This is a genomic window from Bifidobacterium sp. ESL0704, from assembly GCF_029392075.1.
In the GTDB taxonomy this organism is placed as follows: Bacteria; Actinomycetota; Actinomycetes; order Actinomycetales; family Bifidobacteriaceae; genus Bifidobacterium.
Window position 1 is genome coordinate 315,324 of the sequence record NZ_CP113929.1, and the last position, 20,001, is coordinate 335,324.

Annotated in this window: 12 protein-coding genes, 1 tRNA gene and 1 pseudogene; 7 read left to right on the forward strand and 7 right to left on the reverse strand. The window is 56.0% G+C overall.

Annotation, left to right across the window (positions count from 1 at the left end; all coding sequences use genetic code 11):
- Positions 1 to 47 precede the first annotated feature (47 nt).
- The 5 genes and pseudogenes from OZX64_RS01040 to OZX64_RS01060 all read left to right on the forward strand — a co-directional run.
- Positions 48 to 1,316 (forward strand): annotated as a pseudogene (locus OZX64_RS01040) (ammonium transporter); the annotation flags it as partial.
- Between the two features lie 214 nt (positions 1,317 to 1,530).
- On the forward strand, positions 1,531 to 1,869 hold the full coding sequence (locus OZX64_RS01045; protein WP_277173181.1) for a P-II family nitrogen regulator: 339 nt from the start codon (positions 1,531 to 1,533) through the stop codon (positions 1,867 to 1,869).
- Between the two features lie 693 nt (positions 1,870 to 2,562).
- Complete coding sequence (locus tag OZX64_RS01050; RefSeq protein WP_277173183.1) at positions 2,563 to 5,784, forward strand: hypothetical protein; 3,222 nt, start codon at positions 2,563 to 2,565, stop codon at positions 5,782 to 5,784.
- A 307-nt stretch (positions 5,785 to 6,091) separates the two neighbouring features.
- Positions 6,092 to 8,107: an isopeptide-forming domain-containing fimbrial protein gene (locus OZX64_RS01055; RefSeq protein ID WP_277173185.1), complete on the forward strand. Its 2,016-nt coding sequence runs from the start codon at positions 6,092 to 6,094 to the stop codon at positions 8,105 to 8,107.
- A gap of 325 nt (positions 8,108 to 8,432) precedes the next feature.
- A complete protein-coding gene (locus OZX64_RS01060) occupies positions 8,433 to 9,620 on the forward strand; it encodes a class C sortase (protein ID WP_277173187.1) in 1,188 nt (395 codons plus the stop codon).
- Between the two features lie 187 nt (positions 9,621 to 9,807).
- On the opposite strand, the gene OZX64_RS01065 is transcribed toward OZX64_RS01060, so the two are convergent.
- Positions 9,808 to 9,895 (reverse strand) — tRNA-Ser (locus OZX64_RS01065).
- Positions 9,896 to 10,436: 541 nt separating this feature from the next.
- Positions 10,437 to 10,838, reverse strand: coding sequence for a glycerophosphodiester phosphodiesterase (locus OZX64_RS01070; RefSeq protein WP_277156451.1), 402 nt, complete (start codon positions 10,836 to 10,838; stop codon positions 10,437 to 10,439).
- Positions 10,839 to 11,624: 786 nt separating this feature from the next.
- Here OZX64_RS01070 and OZX64_RS01075 point away from each other — a divergent pair.
- Positions 11,625 to 13,577, forward strand: coding sequence for a GH25 family lysozyme (locus OZX64_RS01075; protein ID WP_277173189.1), 1,953 nt, complete (start codon positions 11,625 to 11,627; stop codon positions 13,575 to 13,577).
- A gap of 121 nt (positions 13,578 to 13,698) precedes the next feature.
- Here OZX64_RS01075 and rfbA read toward each other — a convergent pair whose 3' ends face one another.
- The 5 genes from rfbA to OZX64_RS01100 all read right to left on the reverse strand — a co-directional run bounded on the left by rfbA (position 13,699) and on the right by OZX64_RS01100 (position 18,942).
- Positions 13,699 to 14,586 (reverse strand): glucose-1-phosphate thymidylyltransferase RfbA, encoded by an 888-nt coding sequence (gene rfbA / locus OZX64_RS01080; RefSeq protein WP_277173191.1) that lies wholly within the window; start codon positions 14,584 to 14,586, stop codon positions 13,699 to 13,701.
- Between the two features lie 9 nt (positions 14,587 to 14,595).
- Entirely contained in the window at positions 14,596 to 16,044 is a 1,449-nt protein-coding gene (locus OZX64_RS01085) for a bifunctional dTDP-4-dehydrorhamnose 3,5-epimerase family protein/NAD(P)-dependent oxidoreductase (protein ID WP_277173193.1), read from the reverse strand.
- 86 nt (positions 16,045 to 16,130) lie between these two features.
- The gene (rfbB, locus tag OZX64_RS01090) at positions 16,131 to 17,150 is read right to left on the reverse strand and encodes a dTDP-glucose 4,6-dehydratase (protein WP_277173195.1); all 1,020 of its coding nucleotides are present in this window, start codon (positions 17,148 to 17,150) and stop codon (positions 16,131 to 16,133) included.
- A gap of 156 nt (positions 17,151 to 17,306) precedes the next feature.
- On the reverse strand, positions 17,307 to 18,077 hold the full coding sequence (locus tag OZX64_RS01095) for an ABC transporter ATP-binding protein (RefSeq protein ID WP_277173197.1): 771 nt from the start codon (positions 18,075 to 18,077) through the stop codon (positions 17,307 to 17,309).
- Position 18,078: 1 nt separating this feature from the next.
- Positions 18,079 to 18,942: an ABC transporter permease gene (locus OZX64_RS01100; protein ID WP_277173199.1), complete on the reverse strand. Its 864-nt coding sequence runs from the start codon at positions 18,940 to 18,942 to the stop codon at positions 18,079 to 18,081.
- 172 nt (positions 18,943 to 19,114) lie between these two features.
- Here OZX64_RS01100 and OZX64_RS01105 point away from each other — a divergent pair, with 172 nt between their 5' ends.
- The gene (locus tag OZX64_RS01105) at positions 19,115 to 19,951 is read left to right on the forward strand and encodes an NAD-dependent epimerase/dehydratase family protein (protein WP_277173201.1); all 837 of its coding nucleotides are present in this window, start codon (positions 19,115 to 19,117) and stop codon (positions 19,949 to 19,951) included.
- The last annotated feature ends 50 nt before the right edge of the window (positions 19,952 to 20,001 follow it).

The window sequence follows — 20,001 nt, forward strand, 5'->3', positions numbered from 1 at the left end:
CGCGCACCAGACCAGGTACGCGTTTGGGGTTGGTGAGGGGACACGACATGGATACAGGAAATGCCGCATGGATGCTGATCGCGGCGTCGCTCGTCTTTCTGATGACGCCTGCAGTGGCGTTCTTCTACGGGGGCATGGTGCGCCGCAAGGCCGTGCTCAACATGCTGATGCTCTCGGCCGGTGCGCTCGCGGTGAGCACCGTGATCTGGGCCCTGTGGGGCTGGTCGATTTCCTGGGGAGGCAAGGACATCGGCGGTATCTTCGGTGAACCGTCCACCGGCTTCCTGCTTGGTGACACGATGAAGGCCGGCAAGGACGGCGTTTTCACCGCCACCGGCCTGACCTCCAACGGCAACAAATATCCGGTGAGCATCGATGTCGCCTTCCAGCTGGCGTTCGCGATGATCACCGTCGCCCTCATTTCCGGGGCGCTCGCGGAACGCATCAAATACAGCACATGGATGATTTTCGTCGCCATCTGGGTCACGCTCGATTACGCACCCATGGCCCACATGGTCTTCAACGGCGGCCTGCTTTCGGCGCACGGCCCGATCTCCAGATTCATCGGCGCGCCCGTCCATGATTTCGCCGGCGGCACCGTCGTTCATATCAATGCGGCCGTGGCGGCGCTGGTCATTGTCCTCTTAATCGGCAAGCGGCGCGACTTCGGCAAAGCCTCGATCCGCCCGCACAACGTTCCCTTCGTCATGCTCGGCGCGTTCCTGCTTTGGTTCGGCTGGTTCGGCTTCAACTCGGGCTCGGCGTTCGCGGCCAACGGTGCCGCCGGCTACGCGTGGGTGAGCACCTCGCTTTGCGCTGCAACGGCGATGCTGAGCTGGGGGTTCACCGAAAAGATTCGCACAGGCCACTACACGGCGGTCGGCGCGGCTTCCGGCATGGTGGCCGGCTTGGTCGGCATCACCCCGGCGGCCGACGTGGTCTCCCCGCTTTGGGCCATGGTCATCGGTGTGATCGTCGGCGTGCTTACCTGCCTGGCATGCGGTCTTAAATTCCGTTTCGGTTACGACGATTCACTGGATGTGGTCGGCGTGCACGGCGTCGGCGGGCTTGCCGGCACCATCCTCGTCGGTTTCTTCGCTCAGGGCGCAGGGTTGTTCGCCGGAGGCAACTGGCGTCAGCTTGCGGTGCAGGTAGTGGTGGCGCTCGCCGCAGTCGTCTATTCCGCCGTGGTCACGTTCGTCATCGCTTTTGCGCTTGAAAAGACCATCGGTTGGAGAGTGAACGAGAATCAGGAATTAACCGGGGTCGATCTTGCCGACCAAGGCGAGAGCGCGTACGATTTTGCGAGTACGAGCAAGGGCGGAGCGCTGATGGACTTGGCGGCTCGTTATTCCGGCTATCCCAGTTATCTCAAGGTGTATGGCAACGCTGGAAGCGCCAAAGCTGCTGCCGCCAAGCCAGTTGCAGAGCCGAAAGCCAAGGAGGCGGAACAATGAAACTCATCGTTGAGAAGTGTCTTGCCTCTTGTTGTCGAACCGAACCAATACCGGTAGCCAAGGAGATGGAACGATGAAACTGATTACCGCGATTATTCAGCCGGCGAAGTTCGAGGAAGTCCGGGACGCCCTCGCGGCTGCGGGCGTCGAGGGCATGACGGTCAGCGAGGTCAACGGTTGCGGCGAGCAGCACGGCTACACCGAGGTCTATCGCGGTGCGAGTTATTCGGTCAACCTCATCCCCAAGATCCGTGTGGAGGTGGCGGTGCGCGACGCTGATGCCGATACGTTGGTCAACATCATCGTGCGTGCCGCTCGGACGGGTACCATCGGCGATGGCAAGGTATGGGTCGTGCCGCTCGATTCGGTCGTCCGCGTGCGCACCGGCGAGCGTGACGCCGACGCCATCTGACAGGTTGTTAGGCAGTCGGGTCTGAGTTGTAAGCGTTCGAGTGTAACGAGTGCGTTGAAAAGCAGATTTATGGGGTTGTTTTTCTGCTTTTCAACGTACGTAATTTCTGTCTTGCGTTGATAAGCAGATTTGCTGCCGACTTTTCTGCTTTTCTACGCATAATCGAATTATTTCGTCTACGACGTATCAGCGTCAATGCTGCTACCCAGTTCGATAAGAATAATTCAGATATACAGAAAACGTTTGACAGTTCAGTTTTTCGATGTGTTTATACTCACATCGACGATATGGGGAATGCCACAGATGTGGGGTATTTGCCACTTATTGCGGATAGGGTTGTGGTATACGCTCCATTTGCGTGGTGATGGTGAGAACGTTGAAATTCCAAGGGTTTCATAAAGCGCAAGAAATTGTTCATTGTGCGAAAATGTTAGTTTATGATCAATATCAATCTATTTAATTAGACATTTAATTACTCTATGTGTGAACCATTTTGTCAGCTTCGTATGGCATCTTTAACTTTCGTTGTCCCAAAACGGGATGTGCTCCCGTTGGAAGGCGACATTGCTCGGTGAAGTCATGTAGACCGTTTGACGTCTCCAGTTGGCGCCGATGCATATCAAAAATTTCATACTGACAGATATCAGAGAACTTAGCAAGAAGTACCAAAACAAGTACAAAGATTTCAATGTCATGCGGACTACCGCACTAGAGGTGATTGTGGTGAAAGGCAACGATGGATACAGAAGGCAAGAGGGCCTCGACGCAGAGCATGCGCAGGGCGTGAAGCGCCACCATGTCGCGAAGGCTGCGACGTGCGTTTTCGCCGGACTGATCGTGTTGGCAACGCTGCTGGCGACCTTTAATGGCTCGGTGTTACAGACTACGGCCAGCGCCGCTTCAACGACGACCACCGATTCCTGCTCTGGCGATCAGTACGCGAAGGTTTGGCGGTCCACCGAGTGCCCGACAGACCCTGACGGAGCTTTCCGCAAACCGGTGCTGTACCGCTTACTTGCGGCCAACAACAAAATCGATACTGCGCGTGACGAGTTGCGTATGGACTTTGTGGTTCGTGTGGCACATGACGAAGTGAATCCGACTGCAGGTTCGTCTCCCGAGTCCATTGGCATGAAGATTCGTTATGACTTTGGTGACAACAAGCAAACGGATAGTAACGGTATTCCCTATCCAGACTATAGCCACGCGATGGGGTATAAGAACACCTATGTCGATTCTTCGACCTCTGATACTACAGCTATCAAAAACGCGAATACATGGGCGGATAATTATGATGAGTACTTCACCATTCCTAAGATCATGCATGCCGGACTCTATGACTATGTGACTGTCTCGGTTCAGGGAGACATGAACATCCAGGATGAGACGAAAGCCTTCTGGACCAATAAGGATGTGAAGGGTAATCCTGGCTACAATGACGGTCGTTCTTGGAGGGAGCGTGTCTGGGTTGAAGTCGGGCCGTTGGCTACCGGCAGCAACAATAGTGTGGATAATGCTTTGTCAAAGAATGGTTGGAGCTGGGGTAACGACAATAACTCGACAACGTACCACGCTACTGATTTGCTTGCGCAGTCGCCGTTGGCCGGAGATGTGTCTGATTCTGAAACCGTGACGGCCTATCCGGGAACCTGCTATCCCAGCGGTGTGGTTTCCGACTTCAAAACGGTTCATGGATGCGACATACCTAACTCATGGGTCGGCTTTGATACTGATTGGCCGACTTTATGGTCAACCAGGCAGGCTAATTGGGGCATGTCGACTGATAGGGGCATTGCCGGTCCAACCACGGTTCGTGGCAACAATAAGCCACCGTTGACGAAGCCTGGCGTGGCCCCGCCGAATTCCTTCTTCGTTGGATGGTATAACCCTGCGCTTGGTGTTGATTCCAGCGACCCTTGTTACCAGGTGACCGGGTTCAAGTATCAGTGGATTGGATTGAAAAATAATAAGTGGGTGCCGGTTGATTCATTGACGCCTGAGGCGCTTACGGTTTCGAATATGCCGGCACTAGGCGCAGGAACAAACCGTACTGGTTTCGAATTGAGGCTTCCTAATGCTCAAGGGCAATTGACCAGCAATATATCGACGGGGGACTTCGATAAGAGCGTGGCTTTCAACAGCACCAAGAACTATGACGGTGTCGCTCCTGCAGGCCAGCTCATCGTGCCTGGCGCTGGCAATGGCAGCAAGGCTCAGTATGCCGATGGCAGCATCGACTTCAAGAAAGCCAAGGAAGATCAGCATCTTGACGGCTATTTCAAGCTCGTGACCTGGCCGGTGGTCAATCAGGCGTGCAAGGCGACCGATCCGTTGCGTAATCCTGACCCGAAAACCGAGGGCATCACCGACGACATGGCCAAAAACAACCCGAGCGAGGTTCAGGCGCAGATCGACAAGGGTTGGACTATCGACACGGCTTACTACGACTTCGATATCGCGCGTCCGGCAGCTCCGGTGGTCAATCCGTTCCCGGGCTATTCCGATCCCAAGACGCGCACGGTGAGTGGAACCGGCACGAAAGGTTATAACGTCACGGTATTCGCTGAGGATCCGAAGAACCCTATTGATCCGGAGGATGTGAACAATATCAAGACCAGAGGTCGTGAGGTTGGCACGGTACCAGTGGGCGATGACGGAACATGGACTATTGACGACCCTCTTGCCATTAATCCGGATCAGCAGGACCAGGTGCGCTATCATGCCTGGCAGGCCGATAACACCCCTGTTCACGTCACGTCGGACTTCTCCAACATCGAGGCGGCGCGTTTCCAGCTCAGCATGAATTCGAACCCATCGGTCAAGGAGGTATATGCTCCTCATAGCTCGGTGGCTGCCAGCGGGGCGAATGCGGGTAAGACAAGCCTGCCTGACGGCGCGAAAGTCATCATTAAGGGTGACATCACCTCCGCGAACCATATGAACGACAAGTTCAGTGTCTTCGCCGTCCCGCAGGACAAGATTATGACCGCTTCGGACACCACTGGCGAGGACGGAAGCACCACCGGCTCTTCCGATGACACCAGCAACCCCGTGATCATCGACGGCAACAACAGCATGGCGCCTAACGGGTTGCATATCCCCAACGCCAAGTACCAGCTCAACTGCGAGAATTTCAACAATTCCGCGGGAAGCAAGGACACGACCGTCGACCAATTGCAGGACGTGAAGCAGATTGACGGCACCGGCACCACTACCAGTGACGGCAAGCCCGACCCCAAGAACCCGGCGCGTTATCAGGCCAATTGGTCATGCATCGTCGATCCGTCGGTCTTCCCGACCAAGGCCAATCCGAAGGGCAACGTGCTGTACAAGGTCTATGCGGTCCTTCAGGACGTCGTGGGCGGTAAGCCTGCCATCGGCCGTGTTGTCAACAGGATCATCGACATGGTACCGCCAATCGTCAAGGTCACTTCGGTCAACCGATCCATCGGTGTCAATGGAACCGTGGAGATGCCCGAGGATGCCACATCGCCGGATATTCCGGATTACGTCAATTCGGGTGGCAAGTCCGGAGCCAAGGTGACGGTGATCTGGCAGGATGGATCCCGTTCTCACGCTGAGAGCGAGAAGGATGGAACTTGGCATGTTGATGTGCCGAAAGGCACATGGCCTGGTGAGTTCCATGTCACAGCGGCCGACCGGGCGGGCCAGCTGCAGAGTACTTATAACACGAATTCGACAGGTGACAAGCTGGATATCAAAAACAACCAGTCCGACTTGGTCAAGGCCGTGCTCAAAGAGCCACTGCCCATCACCCAGCTGCCGTTCACCGGAGGTGCGCGCTGGTTCGGGGCGATGCTGTTGCTTGCCGGGGTGACGGTGTTGCTGATTGCCACCTGCATCTCGTTGGTGTGGTTCCGTTCGCGCGGCCAGAGCGCCCGGCACATGAGGTGAGTCGCGGGCTTGTGCCGATTGCCGTGAGGCTGATATCCTAGACGGCTTGCGTTGCATGTCAACGCAGATGCCAGACGATTTTCGGCTTCACGGCCGGCAAGCGGTGGCGAGGAGACGGCAGAGTCTTCCCGTTGCCTTTCCCGCAATAATAAGACAAATAAATAACGATTACTGCATAAACGAATACATTGCTGAACCATTAACGCAGCGATGCACGAAAGATTTGGTCCATGACCGCCGCCTTGCGGTTTGAGCGTTTGGACCGTTATGGAATGAAAAAGAAACCAATAAGAAAGGGTATCCTTCCATGTTGTTTAATAAGACGATTCGCCGTGCGGCGGGGGTCGCACTTACGGCGGCCACGCTGCTCGCGCTGGCACCGTTCGGCGTCGCTAACGCAGCTGGTCAGGTCGATATCTCGACCAAAGACGATCCACGCATCACTATGCCGACCACGAAGCAGGAGACCATCGCCATCCATGGCGACAGCGCTTCGATGACCGGCCACAGCTTCGCCGCCGTCAAGATCGGCGACTATGCCTACGCCAGCGCCAACGGCGCAAAGCTCAGCGAGATCGGTGTCGAGACCAACGCCGACGTCAAGGACCTTGCGCAGTCTGCTCTGGACAGTGTCATCAAGCCCGCTGAGCAGGACGCCAAGTACAAGGGCAACCCGGTCGGTGAAGTCGCTTCCAAGTGGCTCGGCTACCACTCCAACACCGGCACCGACGAGGACAAGGTTTCCAACAGCGGCGCCAAGGCCGATGCCTGGGGCCGCGACGGCAACCTGCGTAAGTTCGTCACTGCTCTGGCCAAGGCCGAGCATGGCACCACCCACTTCTCCGATTTGGTGAAGAAGGCGGCTGCGACCAAGCCGGAAGACGTGAAGACCGACAGCGATACTTCCAAGTCGACCGTCACCATTTCGGGTCTTGCTCCCGGCCTTTACGTGGTCGAGGACGTGACCGGGGAAGCGACGAGCGCCAGCACCAAGTCCGGCGTCAACTCCAACTCCATCCCGATGCTCGTGGGCACCGGCATCACCATCGATGCAAACACCAAGTACACCCAGATGGCAGACATGAGCGATCCGCTGGGCAGCATCGAGATGAAGAGCTACAACCCGACCATCGACAAGATGATTGTGTCCACCGACGCTTCGATCGGCGGAACCGTCGAGTACCAGCTCACCGGCCAGGTGCCGCTGACCACCGGCTTCGACCACTTCATCTACACGATGGTCGATACCCCTGGCAAGGGCCTGACCTACAAGCAGGGCAGCGAAAAGGTGACCATCAACGACCAGCCGGTGGATGCCAAGAATTACACGGTCAAGACCGGCGCATCCAGCGCCGCTGGCCGCACGGGCGACACCGACTTCATCGACTTCGATCTTTCCTCCATCATCATGAGCAAGGATTATACCTGGCAGGATCCGATCGTGGTCACCTACGAGATGACCGTCAACGACAACGCCGATGAGAACGACGGCCTGTCCAACGGCGTCTCGCTCTCCTATTCCAACGACGTCAACGACCAGACCAAGAATGCGGCCGCCACCGCCGGTGACGGCGGTGCCGTGAACTCCGGTGCCGACAACGGTTCCGTGGCCTCCGTTTCGCCGACCGACGGCGGAACGGGCGCGAAGATCCACTTCCGCCACTTCAGCCTGCTGAACGCCGACAAGCTCAACGGCACCGCACTCACCGGTGCGCAGTTCACGATCAAGTCCGTGTCTCAGGGTGCGTCCACCCAGGACGACAGCGGGAACATCTCCTTCCGCAAGCTCGCCGACGGCTCCTACAAGAAGGTCATCGCCCCGAAGGAGGGTGATAGCACGGTGTCCACGACGCTGGACGCAAGCAGCAAGGGCAAGATCACCGTCACCGGCCTCGGTGAAGGTGTCTATCAGATCGCGCAGACCAAGGAGGCGACGGATTATTCCCACTCCTTCCTGCCGGACTTCCAGGTGAAGCTTTCCGTGGATAAGACCACTCCGCGTCCGTCCGATGCCAAGGTGACCAGCGACGTCCAGTTCCAGGTCAAGGTTACCAAGGGCGATTTCTGGGGCCTGACCAGCAAGGACGCGACGACTCTGTTCACCGACGGCATCCACGATGGTACGACCATTGATTGGGCTCCGGCCGCAACTGTCGTCGAGAGCGCCAACAACACCAACGCCATCGTGGTGCGCAACGTCACCTCGATCTCGCAGCTGCCGATGACCGGTGGCGCGGGCGCGATTCTCGGCCTGCTCGTCGTCGTCGCGCTGATGGTGCTCACCGCGCTGCTCATCACCGCGCGTCGCAAGATTCGCCAGTAGTGCCGGTAGCGACGGATATCACTGGCGTTGTCGCTTCCTCTGACGTTTCAGGGGAGGCGACACCAACGCCATCAATCGGATAGTCCGCTGATTTGTAGGAGACGGGATTCGGTAACGGGTCCGTCTCCTTACTTGTTATGTATTGCCGATTCACGTGTGAATTGGCAGGTGTAAGCCAGGAAAAGAGGTGACGATTGTGTCGATAACCGGCAATTCAGGCCGTGGGCGACATCGGTCTCGTGGACTGCATCGGTCCCGTGGGCGGCATCGGGCCCATGAAAGTGCGCAGGAACGTATGTGGAAGCGTATGCGCGGCAAGAGACGGGTGTCAACGAATCGCACCGCTGCTACCGGCAATCCGGGTGGCGGCATGATGCTGCGTGACGTGGGCGGCAGAGGTAGCCGAAACGCCTTGCCGTTGGGATTGCAGATGTTCGAGACGATTATCGATGGCAGTGCGGCCCGCATCAGCCCATGGCGCCGCAGGCTCGCCATCATCATCGATATGTTGATCGTCTGCTGCCTGGTGGCGCTGGTCGTGGCCATTTCATGGTTCCCGACCATCTGGCTGGTGCACGCCTACCGCGAGAACCAGGAGGTCAACGCCGCCGTCAACCGCATCGCGAAGTGGCCGCAGGGCAAGACCATCGATGAATATCGTCGCGCTCAGTCCTACAACAAGAAGGTCGCGGACTCGGGGCAGGCGACCTTGGGCGAATTCGCCGATCCGTTTGCCGATGCGGCCAGTGCGGGTGTTTCCGGGGCGTCCGGTGGTTCCGGCACGAACGGCAAAAAATCCAAAACCGTCCACAAACCCAAGCCGCAGAGCGAGAAAGACGCGGAATACCAGTCGCTTTTGAACGACGGCACCGGCATCATGGGCACCATTCGTATCCCCAAGGTCTCGGTGAATCTGCCGATCTATCACGGCACTTCCGATGATGTGCTGCTCAAAGGCGTTGGGCATCTGTACGGCACGAGCCTACCGGTGGGTGGCAAATCCACCAACGCCGTCTTAAGCGGCCACCGCGGCCTGAGTACGGCACTGTTGTTCACGCGTATCGACGAGCTGCGCCCCGGCGATGTGTTTTATGTGCAGACCCTCAACCGCACCATGGGCTATCGGGTGGTCGACCGTCACGTCATCGACCCGAGCGATACCCATTTATATAAGGTCGTTCCCGGCCGCGATTTGGTGACGCTGATGACCTGCACGCCCTACGGCGTCAACACCCAGCGTCTCGTCATCACCGGCACCCGCCAACCCATCCCGGACCCGATTCCCGACCCCAATAACGCCAAAGGAGATCCCGTGATCTTGGCGATATTGACCACCATCTCTCTCCTCGTCATCGGCCTCATCGCCGCGGTCTTGAGCCGTGTGCTTCGTCCTACGCGCCGTCCGTTCCCGGTTCGGCACGCGTCGCTTACGGGACTGCCGTCCTACAGACACCGCCGCCGAGAGGCAGCGCTTGCACGTCACGCGATTCTTTCCCAAGAGATTATGTACTGAGCGTTTACCGGCCGTCAGTTTTATGGTTTTATTGATTGTGTGGGTCATTGGCTTCGGTCGGTGACCCACATTTTTGCCAAAGGTATGATTCAGCTATTTCGTGGTAATAACAAGGTAATAATAGAGGATCATTTTCGAGGAACCCCCGAATATGAAGAAACCCCTTGAAAATCAAGGGGTTTCGCGCTGGCGGAGAATACGAGATTCGAACTCGTGAGGCTGTTACACCAACACGCTTTCCAAGCGTGCGCCATAGACCACTAGGCGAATTCTCCAGCATGCATATTGCCAAGCCTGCAAGCAGACTCCACAACACACAACTTAACTAAAATACCATGAGCCCGCGAGGTTTGCAAGCCCCCGGTCGTCGGCGTGGCGGTTCAATGGTTTTTTGTATAAGCCAGCGTCAGAAAAGTGCAAGTTGGGGAACGCAGCCTGCACTTTTCTGACGGTAATGTGTGAAGTGTGCGTGTTGCGGGGCGTAATGTGCGCTTTTCTGACGGTAATGCGCGAAGTGTGCAAGTTGGGGAACGCAATGTGCGCTTTTTTGACGGTAATGTGTGAAGTGTGCGTGTTGCGGGGCGTAATGTGCGCTTTTTTGACGGTAATACGCGAAAAGTGCGTTATGGATGGCGCTAACTGCACGTTTTGGGCAGTGACGTGAAAAAAGTGCAGGTTCGATAGGCTGCGGCCGCTAATTCCGTGCTCTCTTAATTGGTCGAGGCATACAAAATAACGCTATGCTCGCCGAAACCCTCCAATGGAAAAGAGTGCCAGCGAACATAGCGTTATCGCATTTGCAAAGACTAGTTGTTTTCAGTCTTCCTTGAACTTGATGTCGAAGTTGCGCTCATAGTGCAGGAACATCGTGGCGCCGTAACGGTCGACATCGCGGTGGGTGAAGAGCATACGGATCGCAAACGCGGTCTGGGCGTCGTAAGGCAGGGACTTGAAAGCCGCGTGCGCGTCCCAGTTCGGCGGCGCGATGGCCTTGTCGGGGACGTAGGCATAGCCGTAGCCGTCCTCGTCGATATAGCCCATAAACGGCAAATCCCAAGCGTTATGGTCGGTCAGTTCCTTCTTGAAATCTTCGACTTTGGCAAGGGCGTCGTCCCCGATGCCGAATTTGCGGGCTACCTTGTTGGCTTCTGCGGTTTTCTCGGCTGCTGTTTGGCCGTACAGCCCCGGATCGACGACGATGGTTTTGTCATCTGCCATGATGCATTCCTTTCCTATCGACTTAATTGTCAATAGACACAAGTTATTGTGTTTGACGGATGTTATAGTGAACACCGTTTTTATGCGAATAACTCATTCATTTTTTCCGACACTTTGACGTGCCGACTCATTCAGTGTAGCACATGAACGTTGGCTCGGAGTTTTGTGTTCTATAGAATGTGGCAAGATTGCCATTATTTGCCGGAATTCCGACAAAAAAATATGCAGTTGATGAATTGATGGAACAGGAACGCCCAAAAGTTAACATTTAAAATGTTCGATTTAGTATAGAATCGGGTAGCATATATCGGTTTTGAAAAAGATTTCTTTCTTTGGTATACGGTTCCTGCCTTGCCGTTTCGTGGTGTTCGCCGCACCCGATTCCGGCCATGACAGGGTGCTTGAGGGCAAGGCCGCTGATGAGGGGTGAGTGGCGGATGACAACTTCACAGCTGTGTTTTTCGGGACAAGCGCATTTCGACAGGTCGCTAAGCTACCGTTACGAATTCTTAACAGAAATGTGCCTAACTGTTATGATTTCGCTAAAATTCGGCTGCATATGCTTGTGCCTTTTCTCTTGACATTACTATTGCAGGTAATCAGACGAGCCTGCTCCTGGAAAAGAACAGTGCTCGTTTCGTCGGATAGAGATGGAATAAGAGTACAAAGATGGCAGATAGGTCAGAGCGGAAGCCATTGCGCAATGGGGATGCGGCAAACGCAGGCAAGTCGGATTTCCCATTGAGGCGTGCTTGTTCAATGGGTGGCAGGATGAAAGACGGATGCATGAACGCAGCTATCAAGCTTGCGGCTGCACTGGCGGTACCGGTGTTGGGGCTGGCGTTGACCGCCGTGCCGGCTCAGGCTGCGAGCGACACGAACCTGAGCGGTTTGGGCTCGGCTGGTATTGGCTCCGTGGCTTCGGGCGCAGCGCCGGGTGCGCAGGGCAGCAATTCGGGTCTGAAGACCATCGGCAACCAGAAGGTGTCGCCGGCGGCCGATACGTCGAACGATGCCATGCCCGATAATCCAAGCCAGAAGCTGCCGGACAGGGTCAGCGCGGCCGTGCCCGATGACGCGACGGTGGTTTCCAAGGATCTAGCCGTGACCAAGGACGGCCAGATCAAGAATCTAGAAACCGGCAAACCCGTCACCGACCCGAAGTTGGTCGGTACGCCCGACAAGCCCGCCGATCCGCTGGCGAAGACCGACGGCAAGCGGTTCATTCCGGTTGAGGCCAGCGAGGTGAAGCAGGCCGTCCAGCAGAACGGCGGTGATGCCAATGCCGCGGATTCGGCAAACAACGGCAGCAGCACGGGTGCTGGTGCTTCGACTTCGTCTTCACCGTCCGACATTCCCGGCAACGGTAATGCTTCTTCTGAGGCTTCAACGAGCGGTGATTCTTCTTCTGCAACCGAGAATAATGCCTCGGCTGTCTCTCGGCATTCTGAGCCAAAGGCAAATGACACAGCTTATGTTGGCACAGCAAAAGCACCTAACGGCAGCGTCCGCAATGCCGCCCTGCAGAACAATCAGTATGGCGCGTATTGGGGTAGTTATAACAACACCCCATCGTTCTTTGAGCGCGGCGGCAAACTCTTCGCCCAGCAGGCCAAAGGCGTTGTGGATGTATCCGAGCATCAGGGCACCATTGATTGGCAAACCGCTAAGCGTGCCGGAGTTGAAGGAGCCATCATCCGCATCAGTTTTGGCTGGGGCAATAGGCTTGATTATCAGGCACAGCGCAATATCAATGAATGCAAACGACTAGGTATTCCTTTTGGGATTTACATGTATTCATACGCTTACGATTGGAGCTCTGCAAGGCAGGAAGGCCTTGATACGGTAAATAAACTTAAGAACCAACTTCACGTAAATCCTGGAGATTTGAGTTATCCGGTTTATTATGATCTTGAAAACTGGACATGGGAGGGTCATGCTCCGCCTACGAGTCCGGCTGTTTATGACGATATTGTCAACAATTGGTTCATGGCTGTTCAAACGAATGGTTATGGCAACGTCTCTGTATATTCCTACACCTACTATCTCAATACTGCTCTGAATACCGGTAATATCCATTCAAGGACTCGTTGGGTGGCGAGCTATGGCGCCAGAACAGGTTTTAATTATCCGACCAATGACCGTGGCTGGCAATATGCAGATAACAACAATATCCCCGGTATTGGCAACGTTGATGCAAATGCATTTGGCAACTATAACTATGTAAGTACGATCAATCTTCTGTGGCAGGTTCGTCAGGAGGATATCGCTGTAGGCGCCGCCGTTAATGGCCCGGGAAACCTGCAATACAAATGGCAATCATACAATGTGAATACTCATGTCTGGACCACTTTCGCCGATTGGAATGGCGCCAATTGGGCTGGTTGGGCTGCCGAACCCGGTGATTATTGGTTGCACCTTGAGGTTCGTGAGGCGGGAAATCATCATCTCGTTGGTACAAAAACCATCGCATTCCGTTATTCGGCAGGTTATGCCGCGATTACGGGAACGTATGCGGGTTACCGTAGCAACGGTATCCTGCTCGGCATGAGCTCAAATGATCCTCGGGCCAGATATGTGGTGAAGATTTATGACTACAACGCCAAGCGTTGGGTTTCACAGTTCTCTGGTCAGTGGGCTACTTGGCAGCCGCGGCGTGGGGTCTATTGGACACATTACGAGCTCCATACTTCGGATGGCAGGCTTGCCGATACCCGAACATATACATTTGGAGTCTGAAAATCTGTTATAAAGCTTTACTCCATTGTGGCAAATAAATGGGTTGGAATCCGAATCACTGGTTCGGGTCCCAACCCATTTTTATTTTGTGCCTATCTTGCGAACGGCATAATAAAAAAATTTAGATATCCGAGGCGAGAATCTTGTCTTCGGCCACCTGCAGCAGGTGCTGGCCGTAGGGGCTCTTGCCGTACTTGTGCGCGGCTTCGAGCAGCTGGTCTCGGCTGATCCAGTCGTTCTCGTAGGCGATTTCCTCGAGGACGGCAATCGGCAGGCCCTGTGCGCGCTCGACGGTGCGCACGAACTCGCCGGCCTCATAGAGCGAATCCATGGTGCCGGTGTCGAGCCAGGCGTAGCCGCGGCTCAGCGTCAGCACGTTCAACGATCCGTCTTCAAGATACATCTTGTTGAGATCGGTGATTTCCAGCTCGCCACGGGCCGAAGGCTTGACCTGCTTGGCAAAATCGACCACGCGATTGTCGTAGAAGTAGAGGCCGGTCACCGCATAATTCGAGGCCGGATGCTCGGGCTTCTCAACGATGCTGACCGCCTTGTGATCCTTATTGAACTCCACGACGCCATAGCGTTCCGGGTCATCGACGTAGTAGCCGAATACCGATGCGCCGTGTTGCACCTTGGCGGCCTTCTTGAGCACCTGGCTCAGGCCATTGCCGTAGAAGATGTTGTCGCCGAGCACCAGTGCGCAGGAATCGCCGTCGATGAAGTCCTCGCCGATGATGAATGCCTGGGCGAGTCCATCAGGGCTGGGCTGGACCTTATAGGAAAGGTTGAGCCCGAACTGGCTGCCGTCGCCGAGCAGACGTTCGAAATTCGGCAGGTCCTTCGGTGTGGAGATCACCAGGATGTCACGAATCCCGGCGAGCATGAACACGCTCATCGGATAGTAGATCATTGGTTTGTTGTAGACGGGCAGCAGCTGCTTCGAGGTCACTGTCGTCAACGGATAAAGACGTGTGCCTGAACCTCCGGCGAGAATAATGCCTTTCATAACGTCTCCTTAGTCCTGATTGCGTTTGTGATTGGCGAGATAGCTTTCCAAAAGTTGTTCCCAGTCCGTAGGCTCGAAACCTGTCTGGCGAATCTTGGAAAGATTGAGCGCGCAGTGATGCGGGCGCTTGGAGCCGCCGGTCTGGGCGGCGTATGTATCCACGGAATTCGCATCGATATATTTCGTATCGACGCCTTCGAGCTCGAAGATCTTTGCGGCGATATCGTACCAGGAAGCCACGCGGCCGGAACCGGTGAGATTGTAAGTGCCGTAGTCGCAGTCAGTGTCGAGCAGGTGGAAGATGCCCTTGACCAGATCGCTGACGAAGGTCAGGCGGCCGGTTTGATCGTTGGGGGCCTGTGCGGTCTGCTTTTGTGTTTCGGCAGCCTGTTCGGCAAGACCGAGCATGCGGGTGACGAAATTTCTGCCGTCTCCTACGATCCAGCTTGAGCGGACGATGTAGTGGCGGGGGACCGTCGAGACGATGGCGTCGGCGGCGGCCTTGGTCTCGCCGTAGACGCCAAGGGGCGCGAAGCCCTCGTCCTCCGTGTGCTGTTCCGCGGTCCCGTCGAATACGTAGTCGCTGGAAATGTGGACCAACGTGATGCCATGGCGTGTGGCTACCTTGGCCAGGTTGGCGACGCCGTTGACGTTCGTGTTCCATGCCGTCTTGCGTCCGGCCGGGGTCTCGGCCCTGTCGACGGCAGTGAAAGCCGCGGTATTGATGATGGTGCCGTAGAGGTCCCAGTCATAGTTCCCGTAAACGGCCGGATTGGTGATATCGAACGTATCCGAATCGACGAATTCGAAGCTGTCGAGATGATGTTCGTCGACATACTTGCGGATGGCGTGGCCGACCTGTCCGTTGCATCCGGTGACCAGTGTGCGTTTGGGGGCCATGGGTTTGGCGTCTTTGAGCATCGGGTGGTGCAGGTCGGCCTCGCTGCGCTCGCTCTGATCCAGCGGGATCGGCCAGTCGATCCCGAGGTCCGGGTCCGCGAGATTGACGAACGTGTACGTCCTCTTCTGCTCCAAAGACCAGTGCGCGTTGACCAGATACGTGTACACCGTGCCATCCTCGAGCGCCTGGAAGCTGTTGCCCACCCCGCGCGGCACATAGATCGCCCGCGACGGGTCGAGACGGGTCGTGTACACCTGGCCGAAGCTCTCGCCCGGGCGCAGGTCGACCCACGCGCCGAAGATCTCGCCGGCCGCGATCGAGATGTACTTGTCCCACGGCTCGGCGTGGATGCCGCGGGTGACGCCTTTCTTGTCGTTGTAGCTGATGTTGTTCTGCACCGGCCCGAAGTCGGGCAGGCCCAGCGCGGTCATCTTGGCGCGCTGCCAGTTCTCCTTGAACCAGCCGCGGTTGTCGCCGTGCACCGGCAGGTCGAACACCAGCAGCCCCGGGATGTTCGTCTTGGTGACCCTCAGGTCCTTCTCGAAATCAAATGACATATCCAACCTCGTTTACGTATGTATGTTGCCGAACTTTTGATGAAGACAAAACGCGCCACACCTTGCGGGCAGCGCGTGATACGAAATCATTGGCCTTGTTTCTTGTACTTGGCCTCGGTGGCTGCCTTGGCGGGCCTCCACCAGCTCTCGTTGTCGGTGTACCACTGGATGGTCTCTTTGAGGCCTTCGGCGAAGTCGGTGTGCTTCGGCTTCCAACCCAGCTCGGTCATCAGCTTGGTCGGATCGATCGCGTAGCGGCGGTCGTGGCCCGGGCGGTCGCGCACCCAGTCGAACGCGTCCTCGCTCTGGCCCATGACGCGCAGGATGTCGTGCAGCACGTCGAGGTTGTTGCGTTCGCCGTCGGCGCCGATCAGGTAGGTCTCGCCGATCCTGCCCTTGGTCAGGATGGTCCATACGGCGCTGGAATGGTCCTCGGTGTGGATCCAGTCGCGCACGTTGAGGCCGTTGCCGTAGAGCTTCGGACGGATGCCGTCAAGAATGTTGGTGACCTGGCGCGGGATGAACTTCTCGACATGCTGGTACGGGCCGTAGTTGTTGGAGCAGTTCGAGATCGTCGTGCGCAGACCGTAGGTGCGGTGCCAGGCGCGGACCATCATGTCGGCGCTGGCCTTGGAGGAGGAATACGGGCTGGACGGACGGTACGGGGACTCCGGAGTGAAGCGGTGCGGGTCGTCGAGCGCGAGGTCGCCGTAGACCTCGTCGGTGCTGATCTGATGGTAGCGCACGTCGTATTTGCGCGCGGCCTCGAGCAGGCGGTAGGTGCCCACGATGTTGGACTGAATGAACGGCTCAGGGTCGATGATGGAGTTGTCGTTGTGCGACTCGGCCGCATAGTGCACGATGGCGTCGTGGCCGGGAACAATCTTGTCGAGCAGCTCGGCGTCGCACACGTTGCCGTGCACGAACTCGACCTGATCTTCAGGCAGGCCGGCGATGTTCTCGATGTTGCCGGCGTAGGTCAGCGCATCGAGCACGGTGACATGGGTCTCCGGGTGGTTCTTCGCCACGTAATGTACGAAGTTGGAACCGATGAAACCGCAGCCACCGGTGACGATGATGTTCTTAGGTTGAAATTCTTCAGTCATGGCTACCAGTTTAGCCTTAAGAGTGAAGAAACAGAACGACCGATGTATATCTCCAAACAATACCGGCACTTACCGGGTGTCGAGTCATGAAAAGAGAAACGGAAATAGTTTCAAGCAATAAGAATTGAGTGAATTCTAAATTTCTCTATGATGACACTAGAGGTTCTGACGCATCACGTTGAAAGCCTCTTCCGGTTCTCCGTCGAAGATGACGTGGGAGTGGGAGAGGACGATGCAACGCTGGCAAAGCTCCTTGATCTGGCCTTCGCTGTGGGAGACGATGACCATGGTCTGGCCCTGCTTCTGCTGTTCCTTGAGACGTTCGATGCACTTGTGCTGGAAGGCTTCGTCGCCGACGGCGAGGATTTCATCAATCAGGAAGATATCAGGATTGCTGTAGACCGCGACGGCAAAGGCGAGACGCAGGAACATGCCGGAGGAATAGAACTTCACTTCGGTGTCCATGAAAGGCTCGATGCCGCTGAAGGCAACGATATCATCATACCGTTCGTCGATTTGCTTTTCCGAAAGGCCGAGAATCGCACCGTTGAGATAGACGTTCTCGCGTCCGGTAAGTTCCGAGGCGAAGCCTGCGCCAACCTCGATGAGGCCCGCCAGACGGCCGCGAATCAGCACGTCGCCGCTGTCAGGCTGCATCACGCCGGAAATCATCTTGAGCATGGTGGATTTGCCCGAACCGTTGACGCCGATGAGGCCTACGGTTTCGCCTTCGCCGATGGTAAAGGAAATGTCGTCAAGGGCATGGAACAGTTGGTCGTGGTGCCGCTTCTTCTTCGGCGTGAACAGCTTGATGATTGATTCCTTGATGGAGGAATTGGCACGCAGAGAGAAATGCTTTGAGACGTGGCTGACCTGAATAGCCACGCCTTGTGGCAACGTGAGTTTAGGATTTGTTTGTTTCTTCATGTCAGATCTCCTGCGCGAAGCGGCCCTCAAGATGCTTGAAGGTCAGCTCTCCGATGATGAGGAAGAGCAACGAAACGAGGAGGCTTTCTCCGATTCGCATCGGCCAAGCGCCTGCAAATTGGAATGTCCTGTCGGTGGCTCCCCACCAGAAACCACGGTGGAAGGATTCCACGCAGATGGCGATGGGATTGGCATAGTAGAGCTCGAGCACCCACCATGGAACGTGGGCGGCGACCATCTGCCAAGTGTAGAAGCATGGAGCGGCCCAAACGGTGATCATGGCTACCAGATCCGTGATGTTTTCCGCATCACGATAGAAAACGTTGATGGAGCCGAACAGCAGACCCAAGCCAAATGCGAACAGGCAAATCGAAACGAGCCCCGCGAAGGCAATGAGCAGGCCTTTGATGTCCGGGCGCCAACCCATGAGCGCGGCACCGATGATAAGCACCACAAGCTGTGGGAAGAAATGGACGAATGCCACTCTCAGCGAGGCCAGCGGAAACAGCTCACGCGGCAGGTAGATTTTCTGGATAAGTCCGGAATTACCGAGAATCGAACGTGTGCAGTTGCCGAACGCCTCGGTGAAGAAGTTAGTGACGATAACGCCAGCAAACAGATAGACCGGGTAGGTCTGGATATTTCCGGCACGCCCCATGCCCATGAACACATCCATGGCCACGTAGAAGACGATGAACTGGGTAAGCGGCTTGACATAGGTCCACGCCATACCGAGCCAGGAGCCGCGGTAACGAATCCTTACCTCTTTCTTTACCAGCAAATCAAGCAGGTAAAGGTAATGAGGTACGTCCAATAACCCCCTGCTTTTGCCTGGGTGTGAGACGATTTCAGATTCTGCTGTCATCGTGACCTTTCCGATACCTTTGCTGTTTGGTATGAGTAAACATGCGAACAAGTTAATTTTAAGCTCTGGCATAGAACTGTAGCGCATGAGTCATGGTTGATTTGTGAAAAACCGAACTTCTTCTACAAACTTGGGGCATCATGTTACGCCTACGCTGATAGACTAAGAAACTATGTCGAAAAGAATTCTTGTAACCGGAGCCGGTGGCTATATAGGCCGGCATGTAGTAAAGGCGCTGTTGGACGGCGGTCAGGAAGTCATTGCTGCCGACAGACATCCTCGGGATTTGGACCCGCGCGCCAAGCAGGTCGCGATTGATCTTTTTGCTCCTGACGATGACTTGTTCGAAAAGCTCGGAAGCCCGGATGTGTGCCTGCATATGGCTTGGCGCGACGGTTTCAAGCACAATTCCGATGCGCATATGGGGGATTTGTCGGGACATTACCGTTTTATCAGGCAAATGCTTGACAGTGGTTTGAAGCAGATTGCCGTGATGGGCACGATGCATGAAGTCGGCTATTGGGAAGGCGCGATCGACGAGAAGACGCCGTGTGCTCCGGCCTCGATGTACGGCATTGCCAAGAACGCGCTGCGTTCGGCAACTTTGCAGTTGGCTGACGAGCATCACGCCGTGGCCCAGTGGATTCGCGCCTATTACATCGTCGGCGATGATCTGCGTGGAAGCTCGATTTTCTCGAAGCTGCTTCAGGCGGCGCAGGACGGCAAGAAGACGTTCCCGTTCACCATGGGCAAGAACAAGTATGACTTTATTAACGTCGATGTGCTGGCTTCTCAGATCGCGGCCGTCGTCTCGCAGGACAAGGTCAACGGAATCATCAATTGCTGCAGCGGCAAGCCGGTTTCCTTGGCCGAACGCGTCGAAGGCTATATCAAGGAAAACAATCTTGACATCAAGCTGGAATATGGTGCTTTCCCGGACCGTCCGTATGATTCGCCGGCCGTTTGGGGCGATGACACCAAGATTCGTCAGATTATGGCGGAAAAGTAGCGGCAGGTTTTTATAGAACGATTCTGCTGACTTTGAAAGGGCGGTTCGCA